Origin of the sequence: Lentibacillus halophilus (assembly GCF_039522485.1) — a bacterium.
GTDB classification, from domain to species: Bacteria; Bacillota; Bacilli; order Bacillales; family Amphibacillaceae; genus Lentibacillus; species Lentibacillus halophilus.
Window position 1 is genome coordinate 5,885 of the sequence record NZ_BAAADM010000038.1, and the last position, 23,228, is coordinate 29,112.

Annotated in this window: 26 protein-coding genes and 3 tRNA genes; 6 read left to right on the forward strand and 23 right to left on the reverse strand. The window is 47.1% G+C overall.

Translation table 11 applies throughout. The annotated features are described in order from the left end of the window. From ABDZ72_RS07280 to ABDZ72_RS07300, 5 genes are all read right to left on the reverse strand, one after another. A partial coding sequence (locus tag ABDZ72_RS07280; protein ID WP_343752093.1) for an NAD(P)H-dependent oxidoreductase occupies window positions 1-283 on the reverse strand: 283 nt, incomplete at its 3' end. 144 nt (window positions 284-427) lie between these two features. Further along, entirely contained in the window at window positions 428-1,540 is a 1,113-nt protein-coding gene (locus ABDZ72_RS07285; RefSeq protein ID WP_343752094.1) for a hypothetical protein, read from the reverse strand. A 127-nt stretch (window positions 1,541-1,667) separates the two neighbouring features. Next, complete coding sequence (locus ABDZ72_RS07290; RefSeq protein WP_343752095.1) at window positions 1,668-1,982, reverse strand: hypothetical protein; 315 nt, start codon at window positions 1,980-1,982, stop codon at window positions 1,668-1,670. Window positions 1,983-2,027: 45 nt separating this feature from the next. After that, window positions 2,028-2,216 carry a hypothetical protein gene (locus ABDZ72_RS07295; protein ID WP_343752096.1) on the reverse strand — a complete coding sequence of 63 codons (189 nt, stop codon included), beginning with the start codon at window positions 2,214-2,216 and terminating at the stop codon, window positions 2,028-2,030. Between the two features lie 34 nt (window positions 2,217-2,250). Further along, complete coding sequence (locus tag ABDZ72_RS07300) at window positions 2,251-2,928, reverse strand: plasmid pRiA4b ORF-3 family protein (protein WP_343752097.1); 678 nt, start codon at window positions 2,926-2,928, stop codon at window positions 2,251-2,253. A gap of 294 nt (window positions 2,929-3,222) precedes the next feature. Here ABDZ72_RS07300 and ABDZ72_RS07305 point away from each other — a divergent pair. From ABDZ72_RS07305 to ABDZ72_RS07315, 3 genes are all read left to right on the forward strand, one after another. Beyond that, window positions 3,223-3,298 (forward strand) — tRNA-Gly (locus ABDZ72_RS07305). A 3-nt stretch (window positions 3,299-3,301) separates the two neighbouring features. Continuing rightward, window positions 3,302-3,375, forward strand: a tRNA-Pro gene (locus ABDZ72_RS07310). Window positions 3,376-3,414: 39 nt separating this feature from the next. Further along, window positions 3,415-3,487, forward strand: a tRNA-Ala gene (locus tag ABDZ72_RS07315). 536 nt (window positions 3,488-4,023) lie between these two features. On the opposite strand, the gene ABDZ72_RS14415 is transcribed toward ABDZ72_RS07315, so the two are convergent. The 8 genes from ABDZ72_RS14415 to ABDZ72_RS07350 all read right to left on the reverse strand — a co-directional run bounded on the left by ABDZ72_RS14415 (window position 4,024) and on the right by ABDZ72_RS07350 (window position 11,453). After that, window positions 4,024-4,143 (reverse strand): putative holin-like toxin, encoded by a 120-nt coding sequence (locus ABDZ72_RS14415; protein ID WP_425542362.1) that lies wholly within the window; start codon window positions 4,141-4,143, stop codon window positions 4,024-4,026. A 232-nt stretch (window positions 4,144-4,375) separates the two neighbouring features. After that, window positions 4,376-4,528, reverse strand: coding sequence for a Spo0E family sporulation regulatory protein-aspartic acid phosphatase (locus tag ABDZ72_RS07320; RefSeq protein WP_343752098.1), 153 nt, complete (start codon window positions 4,526-4,528; stop codon window positions 4,376-4,378). Window positions 4,529-4,563: 35 nt separating this feature from the next. Continuing rightward, the gene (locus tag ABDZ72_RS07325; protein WP_343752099.1) at window positions 4,564-5,940 is read right to left on the reverse strand and encodes an SLC13 family permease; all 1,377 of its coding nucleotides are present in this window, start codon (window positions 5,938-5,940) and stop codon (window positions 4,564-4,566) included. Between the two features lie 14 nt (window positions 5,941-5,954). Next, window positions 5,955-7,466 carry a tripartite tricarboxylate transporter permease gene (locus ABDZ72_RS07330; protein ID WP_343752100.1) on the reverse strand — a complete coding sequence of 504 codons (1,512 nt, stop codon included), beginning with the start codon at window positions 7,464-7,466 and terminating at the stop codon, window positions 5,955-5,957. A gap of 15 nt (window positions 7,467-7,481) precedes the next feature. Then, window positions 7,482-7,925, reverse strand: a complete 444-nt coding sequence (locus tag ABDZ72_RS07335) for a tripartite tricarboxylate transporter TctB family protein (protein WP_343752101.1) — start codon at window positions 7,923-7,925, stop codon at window positions 7,482-7,484. A gap of 78 nt (window positions 7,926-8,003) precedes the next feature. After that, entirely contained in the window at window positions 8,004-9,017 is a 1,014-nt protein-coding gene (locus ABDZ72_RS07340; protein ID WP_343752102.1) for a tripartite tricarboxylate transporter substrate binding protein, read from the reverse strand. A 113-nt stretch (window positions 9,018-9,130) separates the two neighbouring features. Next, the gene (locus ABDZ72_RS07345; RefSeq protein ID WP_343752103.1) at window positions 9,131-9,850 is read right to left on the reverse strand and encodes a response regulator; all 720 of its coding nucleotides are present in this window, start codon (window positions 9,848-9,850) and stop codon (window positions 9,131-9,133) included. Next, window positions 9,843-11,453, reverse strand: coding sequence for an ATP-binding protein (locus ABDZ72_RS07350; protein ID WP_343752104.1), 1,611 nt, complete (start codon window positions 11,451-11,453; stop codon window positions 9,843-9,845). Before ABDZ72_RS07350 ends, ABDZ72_RS07345 begins: the two co-directional genes overlap by 8 nt. Window positions 11,454-11,535: 82 nt before the next feature. On the opposite strand from ABDZ72_RS07350, the gene ABDZ72_RS07355 reads away from it, so the two are divergent. Genes ABDZ72_RS07355 through ABDZ72_RS07365 form a run of 3 tightly spaced genes read left to right on the forward strand, consistent with a single transcriptional unit; the run spans window position 11,536 to window position 13,172 of the window. Then, on the forward strand, window positions 11,536-11,913 hold the full coding sequence (locus tag ABDZ72_RS07355; protein ID WP_343752105.1) for a hypothetical protein: 378 nt from the start codon (window positions 11,536-11,538) through the stop codon (window positions 11,911-11,913). A gap of 42 nt (window positions 11,914-11,955) precedes the next feature. Beyond that, window positions 11,956-12,264 carry a transposase gene (locus tag ABDZ72_RS07360; RefSeq protein WP_343752107.1) on the forward strand — a complete coding sequence of 103 codons (309 nt, stop codon included), beginning with the start codon at window positions 11,956-11,958 and terminating at the stop codon, window positions 12,262-12,264. Then, the gene (locus ABDZ72_RS07365; protein ID WP_343752108.1) at window positions 12,261-13,172 is read left to right on the forward strand and encodes an IS3 family transposase; all 912 of its coding nucleotides are present in this window, start codon (window positions 12,261-12,263) and stop codon (window positions 13,170-13,172) included. Before ABDZ72_RS07360 ends, ABDZ72_RS07365 begins: the two co-directional genes overlap by 4 nt. Before the next feature lie 58 nt (window positions 13,173-13,230). Here ABDZ72_RS07365 and ABDZ72_RS07370 read toward each other — a convergent pair whose 3' ends face one another. From ABDZ72_RS07370 to ABDZ72_RS07415, 10 genes are all read right to left on the reverse strand, one after another. Further along, the gene (locus ABDZ72_RS07370) at window positions 13,231-13,587 is read right to left on the reverse strand and encodes a hypothetical protein (protein WP_343752109.1); all 357 of its coding nucleotides are present in this window, start codon (window positions 13,585-13,587) and stop codon (window positions 13,231-13,233) included. Next, window positions 13,572-14,522, reverse strand: coding sequence for an NERD domain-containing protein (locus ABDZ72_RS07375; RefSeq protein ID WP_343752111.1), 951 nt, complete (start codon window positions 14,520-14,522; stop codon window positions 13,572-13,574). Before ABDZ72_RS07375 ends, ABDZ72_RS07370 begins: the two co-directional genes overlap by 16 nt. A 797-nt stretch (window positions 14,523-15,319) precedes the next feature. Next, a complete protein-coding gene (locus tag ABDZ72_RS07380; RefSeq protein WP_343752166.1) occupies window positions 15,320-16,156 on the reverse strand; it encodes a MurR/RpiR family transcriptional regulator in 837 nt (278 codons plus the stop codon). Window positions 16,157-16,230: 74 nt separating this feature from the next. After that, on the reverse strand, window positions 16,231-17,133 hold the full coding sequence (locus tag ABDZ72_RS07385; protein WP_343752112.1) for an ROK family protein: 903 nt from the start codon (window positions 17,131-17,133) through the stop codon (window positions 16,231-16,233). Window positions 17,134-17,449: 316 nt separating this feature from the next. Further along, on the reverse strand, window positions 17,450-18,730 hold the full coding sequence (locus tag ABDZ72_RS07390; protein WP_343752114.1) for a TRAP transporter large permease: 1,281 nt from the start codon (window positions 18,728-18,730) through the stop codon (window positions 17,450-17,452). Then, window positions 18,731-19,198 (reverse strand): TRAP transporter small permease, encoded by a 468-nt coding sequence (locus ABDZ72_RS07395; protein ID WP_343752116.1) that lies wholly within the window; start codon window positions 19,196-19,198, stop codon window positions 18,731-18,733. A 27-nt stretch (window positions 19,199-19,225) separates the two neighbouring features. Continuing rightward, entirely contained in the window at window positions 19,226-20,266 is a 1,041-nt protein-coding gene (locus ABDZ72_RS07400) for a sialic acid TRAP transporter substrate-binding protein SiaP (protein WP_343752118.1), read from the reverse strand. Between the two features lie 245 nt (window positions 20,267-20,511). After that, entirely contained in the window at window positions 20,512-21,381 is an 870-nt protein-coding gene (locus ABDZ72_RS07405; RefSeq protein ID WP_343752120.1) for an N-acetylneuraminate lyase, read from the reverse strand. Beyond that, window positions 21,378-22,076 carry an N-acetylmannosamine-6-phosphate 2-epimerase gene (locus ABDZ72_RS07410; protein WP_343752122.1) on the reverse strand — a complete coding sequence of 233 codons (699 nt, stop codon included), beginning with the start codon at window positions 22,074-22,076 and terminating at the stop codon, window positions 21,378-21,380. The genes ABDZ72_RS07405 and ABDZ72_RS07410 overlap by 4 nt, the downstream gene beginning before the upstream one ends. 518 nt (window positions 22,077-22,594) lie before the next feature. Beyond that, window positions 22,595-23,215: a TetR/AcrR family transcriptional regulator gene (locus tag ABDZ72_RS07415; protein ID WP_343752123.1), complete on the reverse strand. Its 621-nt coding sequence runs from the start codon at window positions 23,213-23,215 to the stop codon at window positions 22,595-22,597. Window positions 23,216-23,228 lie beyond the last annotated feature (13 nt).

Sequence of the window (23,228 nt, forward strand, 5' to 3'; positions counted from 1 at the left end):
TGTTTCCCCGAAAGTAGACGCCATGTTCGTGAGTCTCGTCAAAGTATTTTTTAAATATAGCAGGGACACTGTAATTGTAAACGGGGGTCTGATAGATAATATAATCCGCCCATTTAACTTTCTCCTGCTCCTCCTCTTTATCAAAACCGTTCTGCAGGAATGTTGTTTTAATCTCGTAATTGTCCGATAACGTCTCGACGATCTTATCAAAAAGAATTCTATTCAGATCGCCCCTGGAGTGACCGTAATATTCGTGGCCATTGATAACTAGGATATGTTGCATCGTTGTCTCCCCTTTGACTCATTTTTATTTTTATATCGTGCGTTTGTGTAAGTGCGCCTTTTTCTACATGTGTCGGTTTGAAATCGACGTCACCCCGCATGCGGAGGTTCATCGCTTGCAAATAAAACAAACCGTCTTCTGTGTCTATTGATAATTAATAACTGCTGGTGCTGGATCCAGTTTGAGGACTTGCTTCGGTGTCATCACGGGGGTGTCGTTTTCATAAAACAGCTTGAATCCCCCGTACTGCATGCCTTGTTTTCGGACCAGTTTGCCATAAGCCGCCATTTTCACGGCCGGGTCGCCGAATCCGTCGTAGTTGAGCGGGACCTCGACATGCTCCGTCGGCTTAATCTTGTCTTTATGTTTAATAATGCTGTTGCCGAACTGGTGAACAAGCACCATTTTATCCGGCAAATCATGGGTTTCGACGAGATCATTCACATACGTGACGGCTTTTTGAATCTCGGCACCATCAATCTGGCCAAGATCTTTCCCCGGAATGTCGCCATTTTCCACACTGTACTCTGTATCAATGGCCAAATGGACAAACGGTAATTTCAAATAGGGCTTCAGCTTCTTAACCTCTTCCATGACCGACGCTTGTCCCAGTTGAACGTCCAGAAGCAACAAGGCATCATTTTCTTTGGCCAATTTGACATAGCGTTGAATATCTTCCTCAGGTGTATCTGTTATGTAATCACCGCTCGGACCCGGCTTTCGCTGCGCCACCGTTGCAATCAGTTCGATCATTGGAACCGCCGGATGGGATGGATCGGCTTGCGAATAAGCTTTTGCCTTTTTCTTCAGCTCATTCATCATTTGTTCCGGAGGCATTTCACCCAGAATGCCCATGTTTTCAGAATTTGGCGTGCCATAGTAAGCTACCAATCTATGCTTTTTCAACGGGCCATTCGTTTTATCCTGTTTGCCTTGAATCAGGGTTTGCCCGAGAGGCACGGTCCGCTTTGGATCGTCGCCATGTGCTTCAGCACGCGGCATACGTTGCTTTACCTTTTTTGAATACCGTTCGTTAAAAGGCTTCGCATCATTAGGCGGTTGAATGGGCTGATAATGCGCTGTCACCCGTTTCTCTTTCAGCGCTGTCTTTCGTTCCATGGTTTTCGCATGTGATTCTGATGTTTTCTCAGATGAATCGTCGTCGTTTGTTGGGCTCGTCGTTGTTGTTTGATCGGCACATCCTGCTATCAGCGCAATCATAAGCAAGAGTACCAATCCGCTTAGAAACGGTTTCAACCTATTTTTCCCCCATATGTACTAAAAATAGTCTATCAAACAAAAAAACTGTATTCTTTCACATTGCCTTAGCAAGTGTTTTCTGAATGAATGAAGAAGTGGTCTCAAATTGGGCCTTTGTAATGCGTTAAAATGGCAGATCTTCATCCAAAACGCGGTCCCGATGATCATCCGAAAACACATGCTGCTTATGAGCCGGATGATTGTTTGGTTGGTTAGCTTTGTGCGGTTCGTTTCCAAGCACCATGCCAAATTTATTCTCATATAAATCCCTGATCCATGTTTTGACCGGTGCTTTCCATTGCTGTTGCGGGGACGGAATGTTTTTAATCAGGCTTTTCGGCGTCATGCCGAGTTCTTTGGCCATCCGTATATCCGCCTGATTGAGCCGGCACTTCTTTTTCGCTTCGGCCCAGCCTGTGTTTTTCTTGCTTTTTCCCATTAAGGCAACCTCCATTATATTCCGAATGGTTTAACAGCCACACGGTCATTGATCAGCTGGGCGATTTTTGGAATCCGTTTTTATGGATAGGACAAAAAGGAAACCAAATACCAACATGGACCCCGTCGCAAGTGATTGGGCCACAACCGAATCGTTTCGAATCAATAACACGACATCAAACATCATAAATCCTAGAATAATGATGCGGGACGTCAGTAAGCTTATGCGGTTCATCCTTCTGTTTAATGGATTGGTCTCTTTCATTTTTTCATCCGTTCAATTTGTCCCATTCGGTTTTCTTGTACATGACAAACTTTAACATGGAGTTGATAAAATCCGGATTATATTCCCGAAACAATTGCTCCTGCGCCCACGCGGTCACATCGTCGTGGTCGGGATGTGTTGTATCATAATACGTCGTCAAAAATTCATAAAAGCCGGGTAGGCCGCCTACATCCTCTGGTGGCGCGGTTTCGGCACCATCGATCAGAACGGGGTAGACATAATAATGATCGTCGCGTTCGTCCTCGAGGATTATTGAAAATGTCCATCCATCCCCATAGTCATACGTATAAGCAATGGTTCCATATTTTTCCAAATAGGAGTCGACCTTGATCCCGGACGGTTTGCGAATGACCGTGCGCAATTGTTGCAGCTGCATCCGCTGCATTTCTGCAAATTCCGAACCGGCCTCCTCCATTTTTTGCTCAATCTCTTTCCAATGTTTTTTGTAATGCAAACGCTCCTCGTACGCTTCCTCATCGTTGGTTACACGAAGGTTGTCGTCCGGCAATTCAAATGCAAATAGATGGCACTCCCGAAAATTGGTGACCGTCTGAATCACTTGATGCAGTCGGTAAAACGTCGCCCCGGCCGGCATGACAACCCTTCGCCAAATAAGCGGATCCGAGTCAGCCAACTCAATTCTAATTTGATAGGCTTTCATCATCATCCATCCTTTAACGAGCTGTTAGGCGTATTAATTTTAGTATAAGAAATTTGCAGGCAATGAGCAATGAATTCGGTTTGTGGAGTGGATTCATGAGGGGGATGGGCGAGTTTCGGGTGAGGTGTACGGGGTGGGGGGCGACCGCGCGAGTTTCCTCCCAAACTGCGCGATCTCCACCCTAAACCGCATTAGATAGTTGATCTTCGGCAGCCGCCGAAAATCGCCCACTCCCTATTGACATTTTTCATCATGAGGCGTACTATGACAACTGTCGTTAAAAAAACCCCCGATGCGGGAGTAGTTCAGTTGGTAGAACACCACCTTCCCAAGGTGGGGGTCGCGGGTTCGAGTCCCGTCTTCCGCTCCAGTACGGGAAGTAGCTTAGTTTGGTAGAGCGCCACGTTCGGGACGTGGAGGTCGCAGGTTCAAATCCTGTCTTCCCGATCGCGCAGCACGTCCGCGTAGCGATTCTAATAGCTATACGGGGCCTTAGCTCAGCCGGGAGAGCGCCTGCTTTGCACGCAGGAGGTCAGCGGTTCGATCCCGCTAGGCTCCATATCTATCATTAACATTGAAAGAGCAGGAATGACTAAGCGTCGTTCCTGCTTTTTTTTAGTTTCCCTTTTATTTCAAAAACGACTACTATATGCAATTGCTTTTTGTAATTTTTTCTTAACAAACACCGTTGCACCTTTACTGTGTATGCATTCCGGAACCTATGGCGTCTTTTTGGCCACATTTCCATGCAACTCATGCCGTATCATTTTCTGTTCCCCCACCATGTTTCTTAATTTTTTTGTTCAAATTGAATAATCGGAAAAGTTGTTCTCACCCGATTATGCCAACCTTGGCTGGCGATCGCATCCAATGCAGGTGCCAACATTCTCTGTGATATGCCGAAAACTTGTATCATTTTATAGTTTTCATTTCGCCTGATATTGGGTATAATAAAATTAGAAGATCCATAAAATAAAAGAGACCGCTAGTGTAGATACACTAACGGTCATGTACAACAGCCCTTCAAGGGGGCGGCTCACATTACAGGTGTTTTAAAAAATAACTACCCATTATGCTTACCAGGCCTATGGGTGGTTATTTTTTCTGGTTTGACAGTATGGCTACGATTAATGTTCCAAAGGAAATCATCAAAAATAGTGTTTCAAATACTGTCATCGGCATCACCCCCTTTCCTAAAAACGTGCAAAGGGGCATGAGCCACCACCCATGAAAGCCTTATTGTACAAGCTCTATTGTAACAAAAATCAATCTTTTCTGACAGAACATACTTTCCTGTTTGAGAGGAAAATAACCTCTTTTTTTATTCATAGTGGCCACAGCATAAATCGAATTTGCCTCGCTCCCGATCGATTCTCCTCCCCCCCTTCCAATCAAAAAAAAGCAGGTGCGACCAAGCGTCGTTCCTGCTCTTTTAATATGATGATGGTTACCTCAAATATCGATTGAACTCATTTAATAGCTCATCTAATGTTCGGGATAAGGCGAGCATGTCAGGAGATGTCGGATCATTTTTGTATGCTCGATACATTTGTTCACGTGTGGTTTCTATATCCTGCAATAGCTTTTCGATATAACGCATTTGAATGGCCTCATTCCATAACGTTTTCCCCGGGTTTATACCACCCATTGCCAGTATCCAAACACACTTAAGAAGATAACGACCAGCCACATGAGCATTGATACGGACCCGACACGCAGCAGATCCCGGTCGGTATAATGGCCGTACGAGTAAGTGATTAAATGAACGGGGGACTGAGTGACGAGCAAAAAGCCCGGCACACACGCAAGATAGACACCCATACCAATGATCAGCGGCGATAGCCCGTCAATCTGTTCGCCAGCAGTAATCGCGAGCGGCAGCATGATCGTCATGAAGCCAAGAACATTGACAAACACAACCCGGAGAATGGCTATGACGCCAATCAAGCCGATGACAATGACATAAGCCGGCCAGTCATTGCCGCGCGCGACCATGAATCCGGAAACCGTATCCAACACACCGGTGTTGAGCAATAAATGGGCGAGCATTAACGTCGATGCAAAAAAAATCATCATATCCCAATTGATGCCTTTTTTCGCTTCATCCCATGACATAACACCGATATAGGGCAGAACGGTTAGCACTGCGCCAAACAGGCCAACTTGCGGAATCGAGAATCCATGCAGCGACTGACTCAACCATAGCGCCAGTGTGAAGCCGATAATACCGGCCATTTTCATTTCCTGCGTTGACCACGATCCCATCTCCTGCTTTTTCGTTTGGATCAAATCAGCGATGACAGCGCGGTCCACATGTTCAGCCGGAAAGACCTTCATAAACAACAGCCATAACCCACCGACAAACAGCCCAACCGGGAATACGAACAACAGCAACCACGTAACATACGTCATATCAGCGGAGACGTCCGACAGCATCCCAAACGCGTAGATGGTCGAGCTGGCGCCGGTAGGCACAAACGCAGCAGCAATAGAGCTGACATAAGCGGTGCCAATAAACAACGATTTGCCGATGTTGGACGTTTCCTGAATGCGTTGCAAATGCGACAACAAATCATCCAGTGTCGAGCTGATTAAACTTCCTTTGCCGATATTGGACGGGATGAATACCGTCAACACGAACATCATGACAAACGATACAGCGAGCAGCAGCCGGACGGATCCTTTGGCCAAATCGAGAATCCCCAACGAAATCCGGTTGGCGAGCCCGGTCTGGATAAAAGCATGGGACAGGATAAACGTGGCAAACAGAAGCCAGACCAGGCTTGATCCGAATTCGTCCAGCACCGCATCGTAATCGAGAAAATGAATGGACAACAGGACGATAAGCATGAGCGAACTGACCGCCAGCGGAAATACCCGTCCAATCCAAAGAATCTGGATGATAAGCAGAACGGCAAACGCCTGCACCTGTACGTTCCAGTCCCATAGCGACGTGAAAAAAACCGCATAGATAGCGCAAACAATGGTGAGCAGGGTTATTTGCTTTGACATAGGACCACCGCCTTTTAGGACGTTGGTGTGTCCGTTTTGGCTTTACGTTTCTTGATCCACGATACAATAAACGGATACGACACGGATAATACCGTCATAATGGCCAGCACGATCGTAACAGACGATGCCGTCAGCATGTTCCAAATACTGTCATGCGCGACGAGGCTTTTACGGAAATTCTGTTCCATATCCGCTCCGACAATTAATGCCAGAATGAGCGGGGCAATCGGAATATCCAGCAGTTTCATCATAAGACCGATCAAGCCGAAGATCACTAGAATATAAAAGTCGACAATGCTGTAACTGAGCGTATACGTACCGATAAATGCCAGCACGAGAATTAATGGATACAAAATTTTCGGCGGCGTATTCAAAATGCGCACTAGTAAACCAACGAGCAGGATGTTGAGCACGACAAGGAATAAATTACCGATGAACATACTATTGACCATGGTCCAGACCATATCGGGATTGTTTTCGAATAGTAACGGTCCGGGACGCAACCCGAGCATGATGACAGCACCGAGAATCACCGCTGTCGTGCCAGATCCGGGAATGCCCATCGTCAATAGCGGAATAAACGCACCAACCGAAGCGGCGTTGTTCGCGGATTCCGGCGCGGCGACCCCTTCAATCGCGCCTTTGCCAAATCGCTCCGGCTTTTTGGATAGTTGCCGCTCGGTCGTGTAACTGAGCATTGACGCGATCGAACCGCCCGCACCCGGCAGCACGCCGATCAAAAAGCCGATCGGACCATTCCGGATCATCGGCCATTTCGATTGTTTCCACTGATCCTTGGAAATGCCTTTTTTACCGACTTTGTTTTTCTTTGTACTCAATCGGTCGAGATGCAAGTAATTGTACAGCACTTCCCCGACCGCATAGACCCCAATAATAACGATCAGAAAGTCCACACCCTCGCTTAACTGCGGGATATCAAAGGTGAAACGGTACACACCGGTTTGCAAATCGACGCCAATGGTACTCAACATCAAGCCGAGCGACATGGCGATAAAGCCTTTGACCATTTTGCCGACTGACAAGGACACGATCGCTGATAATGTAAATAAAAACAGCAAAAAGTATTCCGCCGGTCCAAACTTCAAGGCAAACGACGCGAGCGGTTTGGCCAGCAATATAAATCCGGCGATTGCGAACAGACCGCCAATGAGCGACGCAATCGCCGATATGGTTAAGGCTTGCCCCGCTCGTCCCTGCTTCGTCATGGGATAGCCGTCAAACGTTGCCGCAATCGCGGATCCATCCCCAGGCGTGTTCAACAAAATCGAACTGCGCGACCCGCCGTACATGGCTCCGTAGTAAATCGCCGCCATTAAAATTAGCGCACTGGTTGAGTCCATTCCAAACGTAATCGGAATGAGCACCGCCACCGCGGTCGCCGGACCCAGACCAGGGAGCATGCCAACGACGGTTCCGAGGAAAGCGCCGATCACCACCCATAGCAAGTTGGCCGGCTGCAGCGATACCATTAATCCTTCCATGACATTTTGAAAATCCACACCCATTGTTTCAGCTCCCTTCTAGGGCAGACTTACGTTCAATAATTCCGCAAATGAATACCATGATAGAAATGAAAACACGACCGCAACAATAATATTTTGAAGCCAATGTTTCCGGCCGTTCACCAAAAACAGCAGCGCACCCAAAAATAGGGTCGTCGAATAGAGAAACCCGATCCGTTCAAAAAGAAAGGTATATATAAAGATGAGGACAACCGTTACACCGATTAATACTGGTGTTCGGCCAGAAACCAATTCTTTCACCTCTTCAATGATCTCGCCGCGCTTTTTCCATTCCTGCACAAGATAAATGATGCTTATGATTAACAAAAAGAAACCGATCATGGCAGGAAAATACATTGGCGCATTCGGATTTCCTACTTTGGCTTGATCCATATTAAAGGTCAGAATCAAATAGCCAATGCTTAATACTATTAAAAACACTGGCATAATCAATCGGAACATGCTCTCAACCTCCCATTTCCTTAGCCAAGAGAATGAATCCACTGGCTGCGTTTGCCCCAGTGGATTCATGTCGAGGCTTTATTCGTCTGTCAAGCCGGCATCATTCAACAGTGTTTCATACTTTTCCGTTTCTTTCTTGAGGAACTTTTTCGTTTCTTCGCTGTCTTTATAATAGGCTTCCCATTCATTATTTTTCAGGACGTCTTTCCAGGCGTCAGTTTCTACGAGTTTGCTAATCTTTTTATTCCAGTAGTCAACCGCTTCCTGGGACATGTCCGGTGGTCCCATAACGCCGCGCCAGTGCGGAAAGACCATGTCCACGCCTTGCTCTTTCCACGTCTTCACATTATCCAGACCGTCCAATCGCTCATCTGAGGAAACGGCTACCATATTAATCTTTCCGGCCTTATGCTGTTCCTTCGCCTCGGATACCGACATGGTCGCAGCATCCACATGGCCACCGAGAAGGGCCGTTACCACATTGCCACCGCTTTCATAAACTTGGAAATCAATTTTCGTTACATCAACGCCGAATTCTTTCGCTGCTTGGATAAAGGAGAGATGGTCGTCATTGCCAAGACTTGGTGCAACACCAATCTTCAGTGACTTCGGATCGTCTTTCAGTTTCTGCATAACCTGTTTTCCGGATGTCATATCCGAGTCCGGTGCTACGGATAGTGCGACCCACTCAGTCGTCAGTGTCGCCAGTGGTGTGAAATCCTTGTACGTCAATTCGCTTTGACCCAATACGTTATTCGTAATGACGAGACTTGAGTTGATGGCAAATGTATGGCCGTCCTTGCCTTTGATGTATTGCCAACCAACTTCACCGCCACCACCAGGCTTGTTGACCACGTTCATATTTTGATCGACAATGCCTTCATCGGACAAAATCTTTTGCATGGCGCGGGCCGTTCCATCCCAGCCACCGCCAGGCGATGCCGGAGCAACGATTTCAATGTTTTTCGTTGGAAAATCGGAACCGCCCGATGCGTCGCCTTTCTTGTCGTCCTTTTCTCCGTTCGATGATGACGAACAGCCCGCAACAGCTAGGACTGTCAGCAACAATAAAACCCCTATGAATTTACGCATAAAACCAACCTCTCTTTAAAGTGTTATCTGTATAATAAATGTAAAATTCCTTCTTGTAATCGTTTTCAAAATTAATGACAAAAGAAACATTATGGCTTTTTTGTTCATTTTGTTCACGGGGATTGGTTCGGCACATACTTTCGTTCCGGCCGACCGACGATGCCATAGTCCTGTTCGACGAAAACGGCGTTGATGGACACTAAGTACTCGAGATAGCGCCGGGCTGTAGTCCGCGACGAGCCGATCTTCTCCCCCATTTCTTCTGCCGTTATTGGGGCGGGATGACGGGTAATATACGTTTGAATTTTCTTTAGCGTGACCGAATCAATACCTTTGGGAAGGTTGGTGATATCCGCCTCTGTATCTGTCGGATTGGCTGATTTAGCCGACTTGGATGACTCGGCTGACGGCGTGAACAATTCATCGAGCATATTCTGATCAATGGTGTCTTGTTGCTGCAATAGCGACTGTCGCGCTTTATACTGTTCGATAACGTCCGTGAAATGTTCCAGGGAAATAGGTTTGATTAAATAATTGACCACCCCTTTGCGCAAACCTTTCTCCAGCAGATGTTTTTCGTTGGCTGCGGTGATGATAATGATATCCAGATACGGCTGCACGTCGCGGGCGTCTCTGATCAAATCGATCCCCATCTTATCGGGGAGATAGATATCCAACAGAAGCAAATCCACGGCCTGCTCACTCAGCAATTGCAACGTTTCTTTGCCGTTCATGGCTTGTCCCACCACGGTGACGCCGTCTATTTTTTCCAAAAACCCTTCGTGAATATTGGCGATGCGAAAATCATCCTCCGCAATAGCGACGTTAATCATCTGATCTCCCTCCTCTACGTTCTTTTGGAATGTAAACGGTTATTGTCATCCCGTGTTCATTCGAATCCATCTCAATACTGCCGTGCAACGCATCAACAGCCTGTTTCACGTTGTATAATCCGTATCCGCGGTGGGCGTCATCGTCTTCTGCCTTCGTGGAATAACTCCGCGTGAACACGTCCGGAATCGCATCGTCCTTAATGCCGCTTCCATTATCGCTCACTTCAAAAATAATATCATGACCGATATCCAGAGCCGAAAACATCACGTATCGATTGGTTTGTTTCAGTACTTCGTCAAACGCATTATCAATCAAGTTACCAATGATCGTAATAATATCCGATGACTTAATATGCTCCGGCAAACGGTCCAGCTGACTGCCTTCATCCACTTGAAAGTCGATTTTCTTTTCTGAGGCTTTGTTCATTTTGCCGAGCAGCACCGCTTGCACTTTCGCGTCCTGTATCTGATCAAAAATCAATTTATTTGTTTGCTGATCATCGCTTACCTCGTCGCGTATCATCTCCAGCGCCTCGTCGTACTTTTCCAGCTGAATCAGACCGGAAATAACGTACAATTTATTGGAAAACTCATGCGTCTGGGCACGCAAATCATCCGAATAGCGTTTGACCTCTGACAGTGTGTCCAGCATTTCGGTTACATCCGTTTTATCCCGAAACGTCATAACCGTCCCCATATAGGCGCCTTCTTTCCTGATCGGAGCCAGATTGACAATAATCGTTCGCTCATTAATGTGCATTTCTTTATTGACAATCGGTGCCTGATCGGTAAGACGGTCGGGATGGACGTGTGTGAGAACTTGATCAATCGTTTGATTAACATTGCGTTCGTTGAGTCGTAGCAGGTGTTTAGCCGTTTCATTAATGAGGGTGATTTTTCCGTCCTTGTCTGTGGCAATCACACCTTCATTAATCGATGATAAAATAGCCGCACGGTCTCTGTATAGCGTCGAAATTTCGCGTGGTTCCAGCCCTAACGTGTCCTTCCTGATATGTCTGGCGAGCAAAAAGCTAGCGATAAAACCGATTAAAACAGCCAAGAGTGACAAATAGATGTTCCGCTTGAGACGATCGAACACCACATTATTAATATTCTTTTTCAAATACCCCACCGTCACCACACCGAGCACATCACCTGCCTCGGTCATGATCGGCGCTTTCCCCGTGACAGCCGGGCCCAGAAGCTCATCTGAATCGATATTATAATAACCACCAAACACCGCCGCCTTATATCCGTCGTTAAAAGGGAGGTGGTTGCCCACTTCGGCCTCGTCCGGATGCGATAAAATCACGCCTTTGCGGTTCTGAATCACAATAAAATCCGCCTGATGCCGAACATCAAGCTGCTGTGTCAACGCCTCAAGCCGCTCTGAGTTGTGATTGTGGACCGCCTCGTTCACCGCTGGCACAAACGAAACCGTCTTAGCGGTTTGCAAACTTAATCGATTTTTATTCGCATAAAGCTGGTTGATTTCGGTATACGTGACGACGCTCAGCAATAGAACGATAATCATCAGGACAATACCGATAACAATCCCCGCTATTTTCGTCTGAATCGTGACATTTAACAAACGCTGTTTCACCAGTGGTCACCTGCTTTACATGAATGAATGCTCAAGATAAGTATAGAAGATTTTCGAACAACGGGCAAAAGGGAGGGGTTGGATGGTTCGCGTCGCTTGGGGGAAGGCGGTCGATCGATTTTGGGGCGCTCTCGATCGAATTTGGGTGGCTCTCGATCGATTCTTCCTCGCTTTCGATCGATTCTTCCTCGCTCCCGATCGATTTTTCCTCGCTCCCGATCGATTCTTCCTCGCTCCCGATCGATTTTTCCTCGCTCCCGATCGATTCTTCCTCGCTTTCGATCGATCTTTCCTCGCTTTCGATCGATTTTCCCTCGCTCTCGATCGATCTCCTCTCGCTCTCGATCGATTCTCCCGCGCTCCCGATCGATTTCGCCCCACTCCCGATCGATTTTCTCTCGCTCTCGATCGATTCTACCTCGCTTTTGGAATTAGTATAGAAAGTGGACATATCAATTGAGCCGTGTTTTAATAAACACAAGCTAGAAAGGACGTGTTCACTTTGACCGAAGCATATAATCATTATAGTGTTGAATTCAGCGAATATGTAACAAAGATGGTTGTACTCGATGGGCACAAAATGACCGACATAAGTCAGAAACTGGATATTCCTTATGGTACTCTGAAGAGGTGGGTACAAAGCTATCGGAGAAAACAAAGGGAAGCAGAGAAAGAAAATCAGAACCAGCTTTTGACCGCAACGGAATACAAGGAACTGTATGAGCAGGAACGTCAGGGCAGGATTGACATGGAAGAGGAGAATGAGATCCTAAAAAAGGCCATGCACATCTTCACGCAGGAAAAGGAATGAAATTTGCTTTTATCCATGATCATCGCATGGAGCACACCGTATTGAAGATGTGCGAAACCCTTGGTGTGTCCCCGTCTGGTTACTATGATTATGTCAAACGTCTGGAACGGGAGGAAACGGATCGGGAAGCGTTTAACCGTTATTTGGACGAACGAATTCTATTTCACTATCATGATAATCACGGTTTTTATGGCAGCCCGCGCATTTACAGGATACTTCGTGACAGGGACTGTGTGATAGTTTCTGAGAAGAAGGTAACAAACCGGATGAGAGAATTGAATCTTTACGCTGCTCCGCCGAAAAAGTTTGTGAGCACGACTGATTCCGAACACACAAGGCCGATATTTTCCAATCAATTGGACCGGGAGTTTGAGCCGGAAGCACCAAACCAGGCGTGGGCAACCGATATTACCTACATTCACACAGGAGAGGGATTCCTGTACTTAAACCCGGTCATGGACCTTTATGCACGACGGATCATTAGTTATCGGGTGGATGATCATATGGAACATAAACTTAGTTTGAATGCTTTAAATGAAGCCGTTGCGCTGCGTCAACCGGAAGAAGGCTGGATTCATCACTCCGACAGGGGGGCGCAATATTGTGCCAACGCCTATTTGAATACGCTGGAGGAAGCTGGTGCGACTATAAGTATGAGCCGGAAAGCAATGCCCTATGACAACGCCTGTGCGGAAAGTTTCTTTGCTTCCCTGAAGAAGGAATTCCTGCATAAACATACGTTTCCCACAAAAGCTGAAGCCGTCTTAGCTATTGAGTTTTATATCAAATTTTATAATAATAAACGCATACATTCATCGAACGGCTATTTGAGCCCGGTAGAAAAAGAAATGGCCTATGAAACGGACCACCAGGAAGAGAGCGAAAAAGGGCAAAAATCCTCTGCGTAAGGGAACGTATCGCTTTTTGATTCGTTCCCTTACGCAGAGGCCTCCAAGCGACTCAAAATCAGAGTCGCGCGGAAGCAAAATATGGCTTAATTCGCGGTTCATTTCTGTCCGCTCTATTGACAGAAGTCCACTTTCGATCGATTTTCTCTCGCTCCCGATCGATTCTTCCTCGCTCCCGATCGATTTTCTCTCGCTCTCGATCGATTTTTCCTCGTTCCCGATCGATCTCCTCTCGCTCTCGATCGATTTTCTCTCGCTCCCGATCGATTTTCTCTCGCTCTCGATCGATTTTCTCTCGTTCCCGATCGATCTCCTCTCGCTCTCGATCGATTTCCTCTCGCTCCCGATCGATTCTCCCGCGCTCCCGATCGATTCTTCCTCGCTCTCGATCGATAAAAATTATCTCCTCCTCCACGATCGATTCTTTGGATAATAAATCAGGGGGCTATTTTTTAAAATGCGCGATGCGGCATGACGTGATTTCAATCCTAAAAACCACATGCATTCGGTATTGGTTATCGTACGCTTGACCAACAGCAAATAATCATTGAGCGCAGTCAAATGGGCGTCCTTGGAATAGCACTTACATTTCCTGCAACACCAGCCGCTATGGACGCGCTGCATTCCCCGCCATCCACATTCGGGACAGATGACACCCGGCAATATGTCCGTTGGCCGCATGTTGTACCTTTTGAACAAATTCATATCAAATTCCCCGCATTCGCCTAAAATCGTCCGGCCCACCTGATAGTCTGAAAGCGTTGTCGCCCCTTTTTGGCCAAATTGCCAGTCTGCGTTCATAATTCGCTGGGGAATCTCAGCGGCGTGAGCAACATAATTCCCAACTTCTTCCTGGTTCCCTTCCGCCTGTATAACCGTTGACGGATCGGCGATGGCAACAAAGCAGTTTATGGGAATATGTCCCAAATGTCGTTGGTTAAGCCAATTTTGTAGATGGAATGTTTGATTTTTGATCTGTGTGACGGGGTATTCAAAGCCTGATTCAATTTGGCCGTCGGATCGAGTGAGCTGCTTAAGGGTCGTGTTAAACGTAATCGTGCCTTTATAATGTTTGGTATCAACAACGGCGATGGAATAGTTAGCAATCACAATCGAGTCAATTTGGAAATTTTTGCTATTTTCATGGAGATAAATATCTTGAAGGATGGTGTACATTGGGGCGAGGTTATCGAGAAAATAGTCGACCTTTATTTCGCCGGAGTATCCTTGCTGCTGCATCTTGGCATCCTCTTTCATCTTAGGGAGACCTGGAAACTGTGGTGATAGTCGCGGAATGGCCGCATCAAGCTTTTTTAGCGGCAGAGGTTTGGTGCGTTGTTTAAGTATCATCGCTTTGCTCCTTTATGTTGTTTTGAGAGGTTACTATTAATATAGCATATTGGCGAATGGATGGATATCAATTTTAATAGAAAACATGTTGAGTTAAGGGGACACTGGCGCTGAGCGAAATAAGCGTATTATAGCGCGAGTTTCGCTGTGAATTGCGCGACCTCACCCAGAACGGCGCGAGTTCCGGGCGGAGCTGCGCGACCCTATTCGATTATTGCGCGACTTGGGCCAGAGCTGCGCGACCTTGGGGGCGAACTGCGCGACACTGGCCGGAGCTGCGCGACCTTGGGGACAAACTGCGCGACACTGGGCCGGAACTGCGCAAGTTTCGTCGCAAACTGCGCGACTTTACCCCGAATTGCGCGACCTTCACCCGGAACTGCACAACTTCCTATTCAAACTGCACGCCCTCACCCCATGATCGCGCGACTTTGGCTTCGAGGCCCACCGAACGTCGCGAGTGTCTCGCTGGATCACGCGACCTCACCCCATTCATGCGCGACGGCACCACGACCATCAAAAAAGGGACTGGGACAAAACGAAACAAATTATTTCTAAACACGAACGATATATTTAAGACGTGGGCACCGCTCCGGAAAAACACTACACTTTCCGCGGGCGCTGCTGAGCCTCCTCGTGCTTATCGCACTGCGGGGTCTCACCTAGGCTTTTCTTCCCGCAGGAGTTTCCGTGTTTTTCCTACGCTAAACTAAAATCCGAACTATGATTCAGGTTATTTATGAATCATAGTTCGGATTTTTCTTTGACTAAACGTTTTTGTCCCAGCCCCTTTTGTGTCAGTATAATTTTCCGGTGGTGTTTTTGCTGATGCCTCGTTTGATCTGTTCGGCCTGGTCGTAGTTTTTGATTGTGAGGCCGGTGCAGACGAGGTCGATGATGAATAATTGGGACACTTTGGCGACGAGCGATCCGCTATCCAATGGGCTTTCTTTGGCCGATGACAAGAGCACATGATCGGCATATTGGGTCAGTGGTGATTTGATATAATTGGTAATCGCGATGACGGTTGCGCCGCGCGACTTGGCAATGTCAACACTATCAATAATGTCTTTCGTGCTGCCGGTGAGGCTGATGGCGATTACAAGGGTGTGCTCGTCCATGGATGAGGCGCGCATGACTTGAAAGTGCGGATCGATCACAGCATGAACATGTTTCCCGATACGCATGAGCCGATTTTGCATATCCGATGCGGCTATACCAGAGGATCCGACGGCAAACAGCACGACGTCATCCGACTGGTCGATCAAATCAATACAATGATTGAGGGATGCCATATCGATGATGTCGTGGGAGTTTTCGATCGCCTGGACCATGTTTTTTTTAATCTTTTCCGTATAGGCTTCATCATCACTTGGTTCATCGGGGTCACCCATTTCCTGCGCGGTTTGAAATTTGAAATCCTGGAAACCCTTGAACCCTAGCTTGCGGAAAAAACGCAGCACAGTTGCTTCGGCGACACCGCTCGCCTCGGACAGCTCCGTTAAAGAATGGTACAGCACTTGCTCCCGATGGGACTCGATGTAATCATGAATTTTTTTCTCCGATTTGGTGAAATAATGTTTGTGCTGTTCCATCACAATCGACGGTTTCATTCCGTTAAATGGGTGTTGCATCACATAATCACATCCCTACGTAAGTCAGTGTGACGGATGCGCGTCACTGCAAAACCAAACACTCCATCCCTACGTCATTGATTCTCGTTTAAAAAATGCTTCGCTGCGCCTAATAGATTCGCCTGGTTGTAAAAGTGGGCCATGGTCACATCAAGGTGACGGGCATAATTCGGCATGACTTTATCCATTAACGCGGACCGAATCGGCTCGAGCAGGAAATCACCCTGCGCGGATATGCCGCCGCCAATGACAATCAGTTCCGGATCCAGCGTGTGCACGAGCGACATAAGGCCGGTTGTGACGTCATCAACCCAGCGGCGAAACAACGTCCAGCCCGTCGCGTCATCTGCGCGCAACCGATCAAAAAAGTCGATAAGGTTCATCGTTTCCCCGTACGTCTCAGCGATCATGTTGCTCAGCGCGGAACTCGATGCATAACGTTCCCAACAGCCGGCACTGCCGCATGGGCAGCTTTTGCCATTCGGATACAGGTTCATATGGCCGATCTCTCCGGCGGAAAAATGAGCCCCCGTATATAGCTCGCCATTAACAAACAAGGCCCCGCCGATTCCGGTGCCCACCGTGACACAAAGGAAGTGCTTGGACTGTTGAGCGGCTCCCATCCAGTATTCGCCGAGAGCCGTGCAGTTGACGTCATTTTCGACGGTCACCGGGAGACCCGTGGCATCCTGAACGACGTCTTTAATCCGAGTGCCGGTATAGCCCGGGATGGTGTCTGTCGCATGGACCACCGTTCCTTCCTTGTTGTCAATCTGTCCGGCGGTACTGATCGAAATGCCATCCATCGGCCACGCATCCTGCAGGTCCTGGCCTGTCCGGATCACGTTGCGAACAATGGTCTCGCCGCCTAAGTGAGCATACGTCGGAAATGAGCGCTCCATCATGATGGTTCCTTTTTCGTCAACTAGGCCATATTTTATGGACGTCCCACCAATATCAAACACTGCTATAACCATACCGTTCCCCTCTTCCTCTTATCAACGAAGGGGCTAGGACATAACTAACTTTCTACACTAAATACGACCAATTTCCGAACAGTTTAGTTTAATGTCGGGATACGTTTTAATGATCGCTGCGGAAAAATACTCCGCTTTCCGGGGGCGGCTGATGAGCCTCCTCGTGCTAAAGCACTCCGGGGTCTCATCTAGGGCCTTTGCTCCCCCAGGAGTCTACGCATTTTTCCTCCGCTAGTTGAGACGAAAGCCCGTTATATAATAGACAGAAAGATCCGAGCTGATTCGAAATCAATATGTTTGTCCCAGCCTCTTATTCTTATGAACCTACCACATTAGGCAAAAACAACACGATTTGCGGTATCAATGTAATGATGATCAACGTTATAATCAATGGAATCCAGAATGGCAGAACCCCTCGTGTGATCACGTGTATCGGGATATTTCCGGCTTTGGAAACGACAAAGAGGGCCATGCCCATCGGTGGTGTGAGAATACCAATCATTAAGTTTAAAATAACGATAATGCCAAAATGAACCGGGTCCACGCCTGCTTCCATAACGACTGGAACAAGTATGGGTACCACGAGAACCAATAAAGCCAATGCATCAATAAATGTGCCGAGAAAGATCAGCAACACATTAATTAACAACAGCAGGATAATAGGACTCTCCGTGACGGAAAGGAAAAAGTTTGCAATGGTAATCGGCACCTGTTCATGGGCGATCATTTGTCCAAAGAATTCCACTGCCATGACCATTAATACCGCCACACCCGTCAGTTTTAACGAGGACACAATATTGTCCCAGAATTTTTTAATCGTTAGTTCGCGATAAATAAAGAATCCTAAGATCATTGCATAAACCGTAGCAACGACAGCCGCTTCCGTTGGGGTAAACAACCCGGTAAAAATGCCGCCAATAATGATAATCGGCGTTAAAAGTGCAAGGAACGACTTTTTAAAATGATACCACCGCTGCCAATTGGTTGATTTCTCCTCTTTTGGAAAGCCGCGTTTTTTGGCAAAAATATAGGCCGTAACCATTAACGCAATGGCCATGACCAGCCCCGGCACAGCACCTGCCAAAAAGAGTTTCGCAATTGACTGGTCGGCCGTTACCCCGTATATAATCAACGGAATGCTGGGGGGAATGATCGGCCCGATAATCGCAGAGGCGGCCGTCAATCCACCCGCATAATCATCGTCGTATTTCCCGTCACGCATGGACTTGATTTCCAGCTGCCCCAATCCACCGGCGTCAGCCAAAGCCGATCCGGACATACCGGAGAACATTAAACTGGCCAATATATTGACATGTCCCAGTCCGCCAGTGAAATGCCCGACAATGGATCTGGCAAATTTAAAAATGCGGTCGGTAATACCGGATGAGTTCATAAGATTCCCGGTTAAAATGAAAAAAGGGACAGCCAATAAGGAAAACACATCAAGACTGTCGACCAATTTCGCCCCGGTGAAATAGACCAGACTCCAATCTTGGGTGATGAAATAAACGAATGTTGCCACCAGCAACGTGAAACCGACTGGCATGCCGAGGAATAGCAATAAGATCCACAGCACGAGTACCAAAAACACATCCATTTATTTCACCCCCTTTGCAGACCGGATGGCCTTCACATTCCGTTCAATCAATCGGTACAGCATAAGGACACCTAATACAGGCAACGCCATGTACATATAAACGTATGAAATATTAAGTGATACGATTTCGACCGGCAGCTTCCGTAGCCCCATTTGATAACCGATATAAATCAATAGTAGTAGCACCGTTGCCATCATGAGTTGGAATAAATAGTAAATAATTGTTCGTAAAGCCGCCGGTAATTTGTTAAAGAAAAAGTCGATTCGGACATGTCCTTCGTCCTTAATTTCCGACGATATGGCGAGATAGGCAATGTATACAAATAAAAATCGTGCCAGTTGCTCGGACCATGTAATCGGGCTATCGAGAACCTGTCTGGAGAATATTTGAATGACCAGAACAACCAGCATTACGATAAATAAAGACCCGCCAATAATCTCCTCCAAATGTTTGAAAACGTTTCGCATCGTCATTCACCTAAATATATACTAGAGTTATCGTGCATCCTCGATTTGCTGCATGTATTTTTCTGCGTCCCCTTCAATATCTTTCATATATTCCGGATACGCGTCGGATACAGCTTCACGGAATGGTTCCAAATCAGGCTTTGTTACCGTCATGCCCTCTTCTTTAAACTTGGAAATCAATTCTTCTTCTTCTTTCTTAAACATGTTTGTATGCTTTTTCACCGCTTTATCGATACCTTCTTGAAGAATCGTTTGCAAGTCATCGGGAAGGGATTCATACATCTTAGCCGATACGACATAGCTATTGTCGTTCACCACGTGATTCGTCATAGCCAAGTAATCCTGGACTTCATAAAATTTCTGTGCATCGATGGTTGAAAGTGGGTTTTCCTCGCCATCAACGGCGTTTGTTTCAAGTGCTGTATATACTTCGGAAAAGGCCATTGGTGTCGGGGACGCTCCTGTATACTCAGCGTAATCGAGCAACGTATCCGCTTCCGGAACACGCAATTTCAGCCCTTCCATGTCATCGAGGGATTTAATCGGACGATTCGATGTTGTTTGCCGGGTCCCATTATAGGCAACTCCCATGACCTTCCAGTTATATTCGTTTTCCAATTCTTTATGAAGGTTCTTGCCGTATTCGGTTTCCTGGATAACGCGTTTCAAATGGTCAAAGTCATCAACAATATATGGCAGTCCAAGCAATTCCGCACGCGGAACCCAAATGCCGAATCGGCCTGTCTCTGCAAGGGTTATGTCCAGTTTGTTACTCTGCACCTGTTCAAGCATGGCCCGGTCATCACCAAGTTGTGCATCCGGGTACAGATCGATGGTTAAACGGCCATCGCTTTCGTTTTTAACATACTCAGCCAGAACTTCAGCTGCTTTATACTCATTTTGTGCTGTGCTTGGCTGCATGCCGAACTTCAATTCATAACTTTCCTTGTCACCGCCACCGTTTCCATTGCCATCGCCATTTCCTTCGTTGCCAGCGGAATCGTTTCCACTGCAAGCGGTCAGTCCCAGGATGAGCACCAGCAACAGACCCAAATAAACTTTCTTCATCCTTGACCCCTCCTCCTAATGATAATGATGTTGAGACAACTAAAACGCCGCAAAGGATTATGTCCTGTTTAAGGGCTGAAGCGTTTTCATTGTGTGCATGAAATATACCATTTTGAATGTTTATTGTCAATTACCTATTTATTTATGAATGATAACTATCATTTTTGAAAATTCTATTGACTGAGATGCCTCGTGACAATGCCCATTCCGTGGAGGATAAAGAGGCTCCCCCACGGAATGACGTGTTACGTAATAAACGTGTTGGCAATGCGTTCGGCTTCTTTGGCGCCGTCAGCGGTGAGTGGCTTCATCGGCTTGCGCAGTGTACCGGCGTCAACGCCCTGCACCTTCAGTATTTCTTTGATGGTTGGATAAAGCCCGTTACTCAGCACATCCGTTATCAAATCATTGGTCACCTTTTGCACGTCTCTGGCTTCGTTCAGTTGTCCGTTCTGGGCAAGTTCGAAAATTTGCCGCGCGCGTTTGCCGTTGATATTGAACGTGCTTCCGATCGCTCCATCGATATTCAGGACACTGGCTGGCAGGAGCATTTCATCAAACCCGGAATAGATCAACTTATCCGGAAATTGATGCCTGATCCGTTCAAGCAGGAAGAAGTCCGGTGCTGTGAATTTCACACCAATAATTCGGTCGTGGGCAAACAGCTCGCCAAACTGCTCGAGATTCATATTGACGCCCGTCAATGCCGGAATGGAGTAAATAATCAAGTCATTGTCGACACTGTCTAAAATGGTGAAATAATAATCTTTTATTTCGTCAAAATCAAACTTATAATAAAACGGAGTCACCGCCGAAATGGCGTTGTACCCCAAGTCGGTCGCATATTGGGCCAGATCGGTCGCTTCGTCGATATTCAGTGAGCCGACTTGCGCAATCAGCTTAGCCTCATCCTCCACTTCGTCTTTGACCACACGGAAAATTTGCTTTTTCTGCTCGGTGGAAATGAGGAAGTTTTCCCCGGTGCTGCCATTGACGTATAACCCATCAACCTGCTGCACATCGAGATTATAGCGTACAATCTCCCGCAATCCTTGTTCATTCACACGTCCATCGTCATGAAACGAGCACATTAGCGCCGTATACAGTCCATTCATTCTATCACCTCTCTGCGATTGACGTTTTCGACAGCGTCATTAAATTGTTTCGTTATGATTTGCGGGCGGGTGATGGCACTTCCGACGACAACGGCATGAGCGCCCGCCTTTATCGCCCCTTGAGCCTTTTCCGGTGTGTCAAAATTCCCTTCTGCAATGACCGGAATCGAGAGCTGCTCGGTCAATTCCTTAACGAGCTGCATCGGTTGAACATCGCTGGAATAAGGCGTGTAACCGGCCAGCGTGGACGCCACGAGATCCACCCCGATACGCTCGGCATTGAGCCCTTCTTCAGCGGTGGAGATATCCGCCATCAGCAACTGATCCGGATAGTTAGCCTTGATGTCAGCAACGAATGACGCAACATCGTTTCCGGAAGGTCTTTTTTGGCTGGTTGCGTCAAACGCGATAATATCAACGCCTTCCTGATATAAGGCATCCACTTCCGTCATCGTTGGGGTGATGAAAACGTTATAATCGGGATGATCGTTTTTAATAATTCCAATAATGGGCAGATCAACTTCGTGTTTAATCGCTTGAATGTCCTTAATCGTGTTGGCGCGAATACCGGCTGCTCCGCCCTGTTTGGCAGCCAGAGCCATTTTTGACATTATGTAGGCGTCATGCAACGGCTCATCCTCCAGCGCCTGGCAGGATACAATTAATTTTCCCTTCATGTTGTCCAATATACGCATACGCATCCCCTTACTCATTCCGTCGTGTTATCGCTTACGTTCACTATATCGCAATGATGGGTAGTTGTCAAACGAATGATCATTTTTGACAGTAAACCGTCATTATTGGGTGGCTCTGGTGGGTTGGTGAGTTGTTGGAAGGCGGATGGTCGGCAGCCGCCGACCATCATCGTTTAGATACGAGCGAACGGCGCAGCGTGCTGCTTCGTCGCGCGAGTTTGGCGTACCGTCGCGCGATTTTCGCTCTGAGTTGCGCGACCTCACCCTATTACTGCGCGACCTCAGTCGATTATTGCGCGACTCACACACTGAACCGCGCGATCCTCTCGATTATTGCGCGAATTCCTCTCCGATCTGCGCGACCTTCTTCATTATTGCGCGACTTTTTCCGAAATGACCAACCTATCCTATATAGTGTTGCACAATAAAACGGTTTATATAAAAGAGTGGGTTTATAAGAGGAACGATGGTCGGCAGCGGCGGACCATCAGCGCCCCTGCTGACTTCAAAAACCCCCCTCAACCATCACCGTCATGACGGTACAATGCTTTCGTGTAAAACATGGCTAATTGGTCAACGATAGGGTCGAGTTCAAACGATTCTGACTCTACAAATTGCCACATGTACATTTCATTCATATAATACCAACTTTTGGCGGTTATAATGGGGTCAAAGCTCGCATCGGCCAGATTTTTGTCCTGGGAATAGGTTATATCAGCCGTAATCCCTTGTATGAATTCATGCCGGATGTTTTCCCATTCCTCCCCAATCTGCTCGCTTGATCCGATGGCATTCTTCACGACGCGCAGCATTGGGCGTTGGTTTATCGCGAGATTCATGTAATCCCTTACTTGCTTTTCAATGAGCGAATGAGCTTCTTCCGCTGTCTCCGGCCGGAATTCCTGCTTAGCCACGTCGAAAAATTGTTCCATGAGCTCCCCCATAATGGTAACGAAAATATCATGTTTGTTTTTAAAATAGACATAAGCTGTTCCATATCCGACCCCGGCATCTTTAATAATTTGCGAAACCGTTGTCTTGTCAAACCCATTGTGCAAAAAAACACGATGAGCCGATTGAATGAGTTTTCGTTTGGTTTCCATTGCTTGTTTATCCCGACTGGTCAGTTGTTTTTTCATGATACTGGTCCTC

Excerpts from the sequence above, each read along its gene's own strand:
- ABDZ72_RS07290 (WP_343752095.1), bottom strand. The coding sequence starts at position 1,982 with ATGGGAAAAAGCAAGAAAAACACAGGCTGGGCCGAAGCGAAAAAGAAG.
- ABDZ72_RS07295 (WP_343752096.1), bottom strand. The coding sequence starts at position 2,216 with ATGAACCGCATAAGCTTACTGACGTCCCGCATCATTATTCTAGGATTT.
- ABDZ72_RS07300 (WP_343752097.1), bottom strand. The coding sequence starts at position 2,928 with ATGAAAGCCTATCAAATTAGAATTGAGTTGGCTGACTCGGATCCGCTT.
- ABDZ72_RS14415 (WP_425542362.1), bottom strand. The coding sequence starts at position 4,143 with ATGCCCCTTTGCACGTTTTTAGGAAAGGGGGTGATGCCGATGACAGTA.
- ABDZ72_RS07320 (WP_343752098.1), bottom strand. The coding sequence starts at position 4,528 with ATGCGTTATATCGAAAAGCTATTGCAGGATATAGAAACCACACGTGAA.
- ABDZ72_RS07325 (WP_343752099.1), bottom strand. The coding sequence starts at position 5,940 with ATGTCAAAGCAAATAACCCTGCTCACCATTGTTTGCGCTATCTATGCG.
- ABDZ72_RS07330 (WP_343752100.1), bottom strand. The coding sequence starts at position 7,466 with ATGGGTGTGGATTTTCAAAATGTCATGGAAGGATTAATGGTATCGCTG.
- ABDZ72_RS07335 (WP_343752101.1), bottom strand. The coding sequence starts at position 7,925 with ATGTTCCGATTGATTATGCCAGTGTTTTTAATAGTATTAAGCATTGGC.
- ABDZ72_RS07340 (WP_343752102.1), bottom strand. The coding sequence starts at position 9,017 with ATGCGTAAATTCATAGGGGTTTTATTGTTGCTGACAGTCCTAGCTGTT.
- ABDZ72_RS07345 (WP_343752103.1), bottom strand. The coding sequence starts at position 9,850 with ATGATTAACGTCGCTATTGCGGAGGATGATTTTCGCATCGCCAATATT.
- ABDZ72_RS07355 (WP_343752105.1), top strand. The coding sequence starts at position 11,536 with ATGGTTCGCGTCGCTTGGGGGAAGGCGGTCGATCGATTTTGGGGCGCT.
- ABDZ72_RS07365 (WP_343752108.1), top strand. The coding sequence starts at position 12,261 with ATGAAATTTGCTTTTATCCATGATCATCGCATGGAGCACACCGTATTG.
- ABDZ72_RS07375 (WP_343752111.1), bottom strand. The coding sequence starts at position 14,522 with ATGATACTTAAACAACGCACCAAACCTCTGCCGCTAAAAAAGCTTGAT.
- ABDZ72_RS07380 (WP_343752166.1), bottom strand. The coding sequence starts at position 16,156 with ATGCAACACCCATTTAACGGAATGAAACCGTCGATTGTGATGGAACAG.
- ABDZ72_RS07385 (WP_343752112.1), bottom strand. The coding sequence starts at position 17,133 with ATGGTTATAGCAGTGTTTGATATTGGTGGGACGTCCATAAAATATGGC.
- ABDZ72_RS07390 (WP_343752114.1), bottom strand. The coding sequence starts at position 18,730 with ATGGATGTGTTTTTGGTACTCGTGCTGTGGATCTTATTGCTATTCCTC.
- ABDZ72_RS07395 (WP_343752116.1), bottom strand. The coding sequence starts at position 19,198 with ATGCGAAACGTTTTCAAACATTTGGAGGAGATTATTGGCGGGTCTTTA.
- ABDZ72_RS07400 (WP_343752118.1), bottom strand. The coding sequence starts at position 20,266 with ATGAAGAAAGTTTATTTGGGTCTGTTGCTGGTGCTCATCCTGGGACTG.
- ABDZ72_RS07405 (WP_343752120.1), bottom strand. The coding sequence starts at position 21,381 with ATGAATGGACTGTATACGGCGCTAATGTGCTCGTTTCATGACGATGGA.
- ABDZ72_RS07410 (WP_343752122.1), bottom strand. The coding sequence starts at position 22,076 with ATGCGTATATTGGACAACATGAAGGGAAAATTAATTGTATCCTGCCAG.
- ABDZ72_RS07415 (WP_343752123.1), bottom strand. The coding sequence starts at position 23,215 with ATGAAAAAACAACTGACCAGTCGGGATAAACAAGCAATGGAAACCAAA.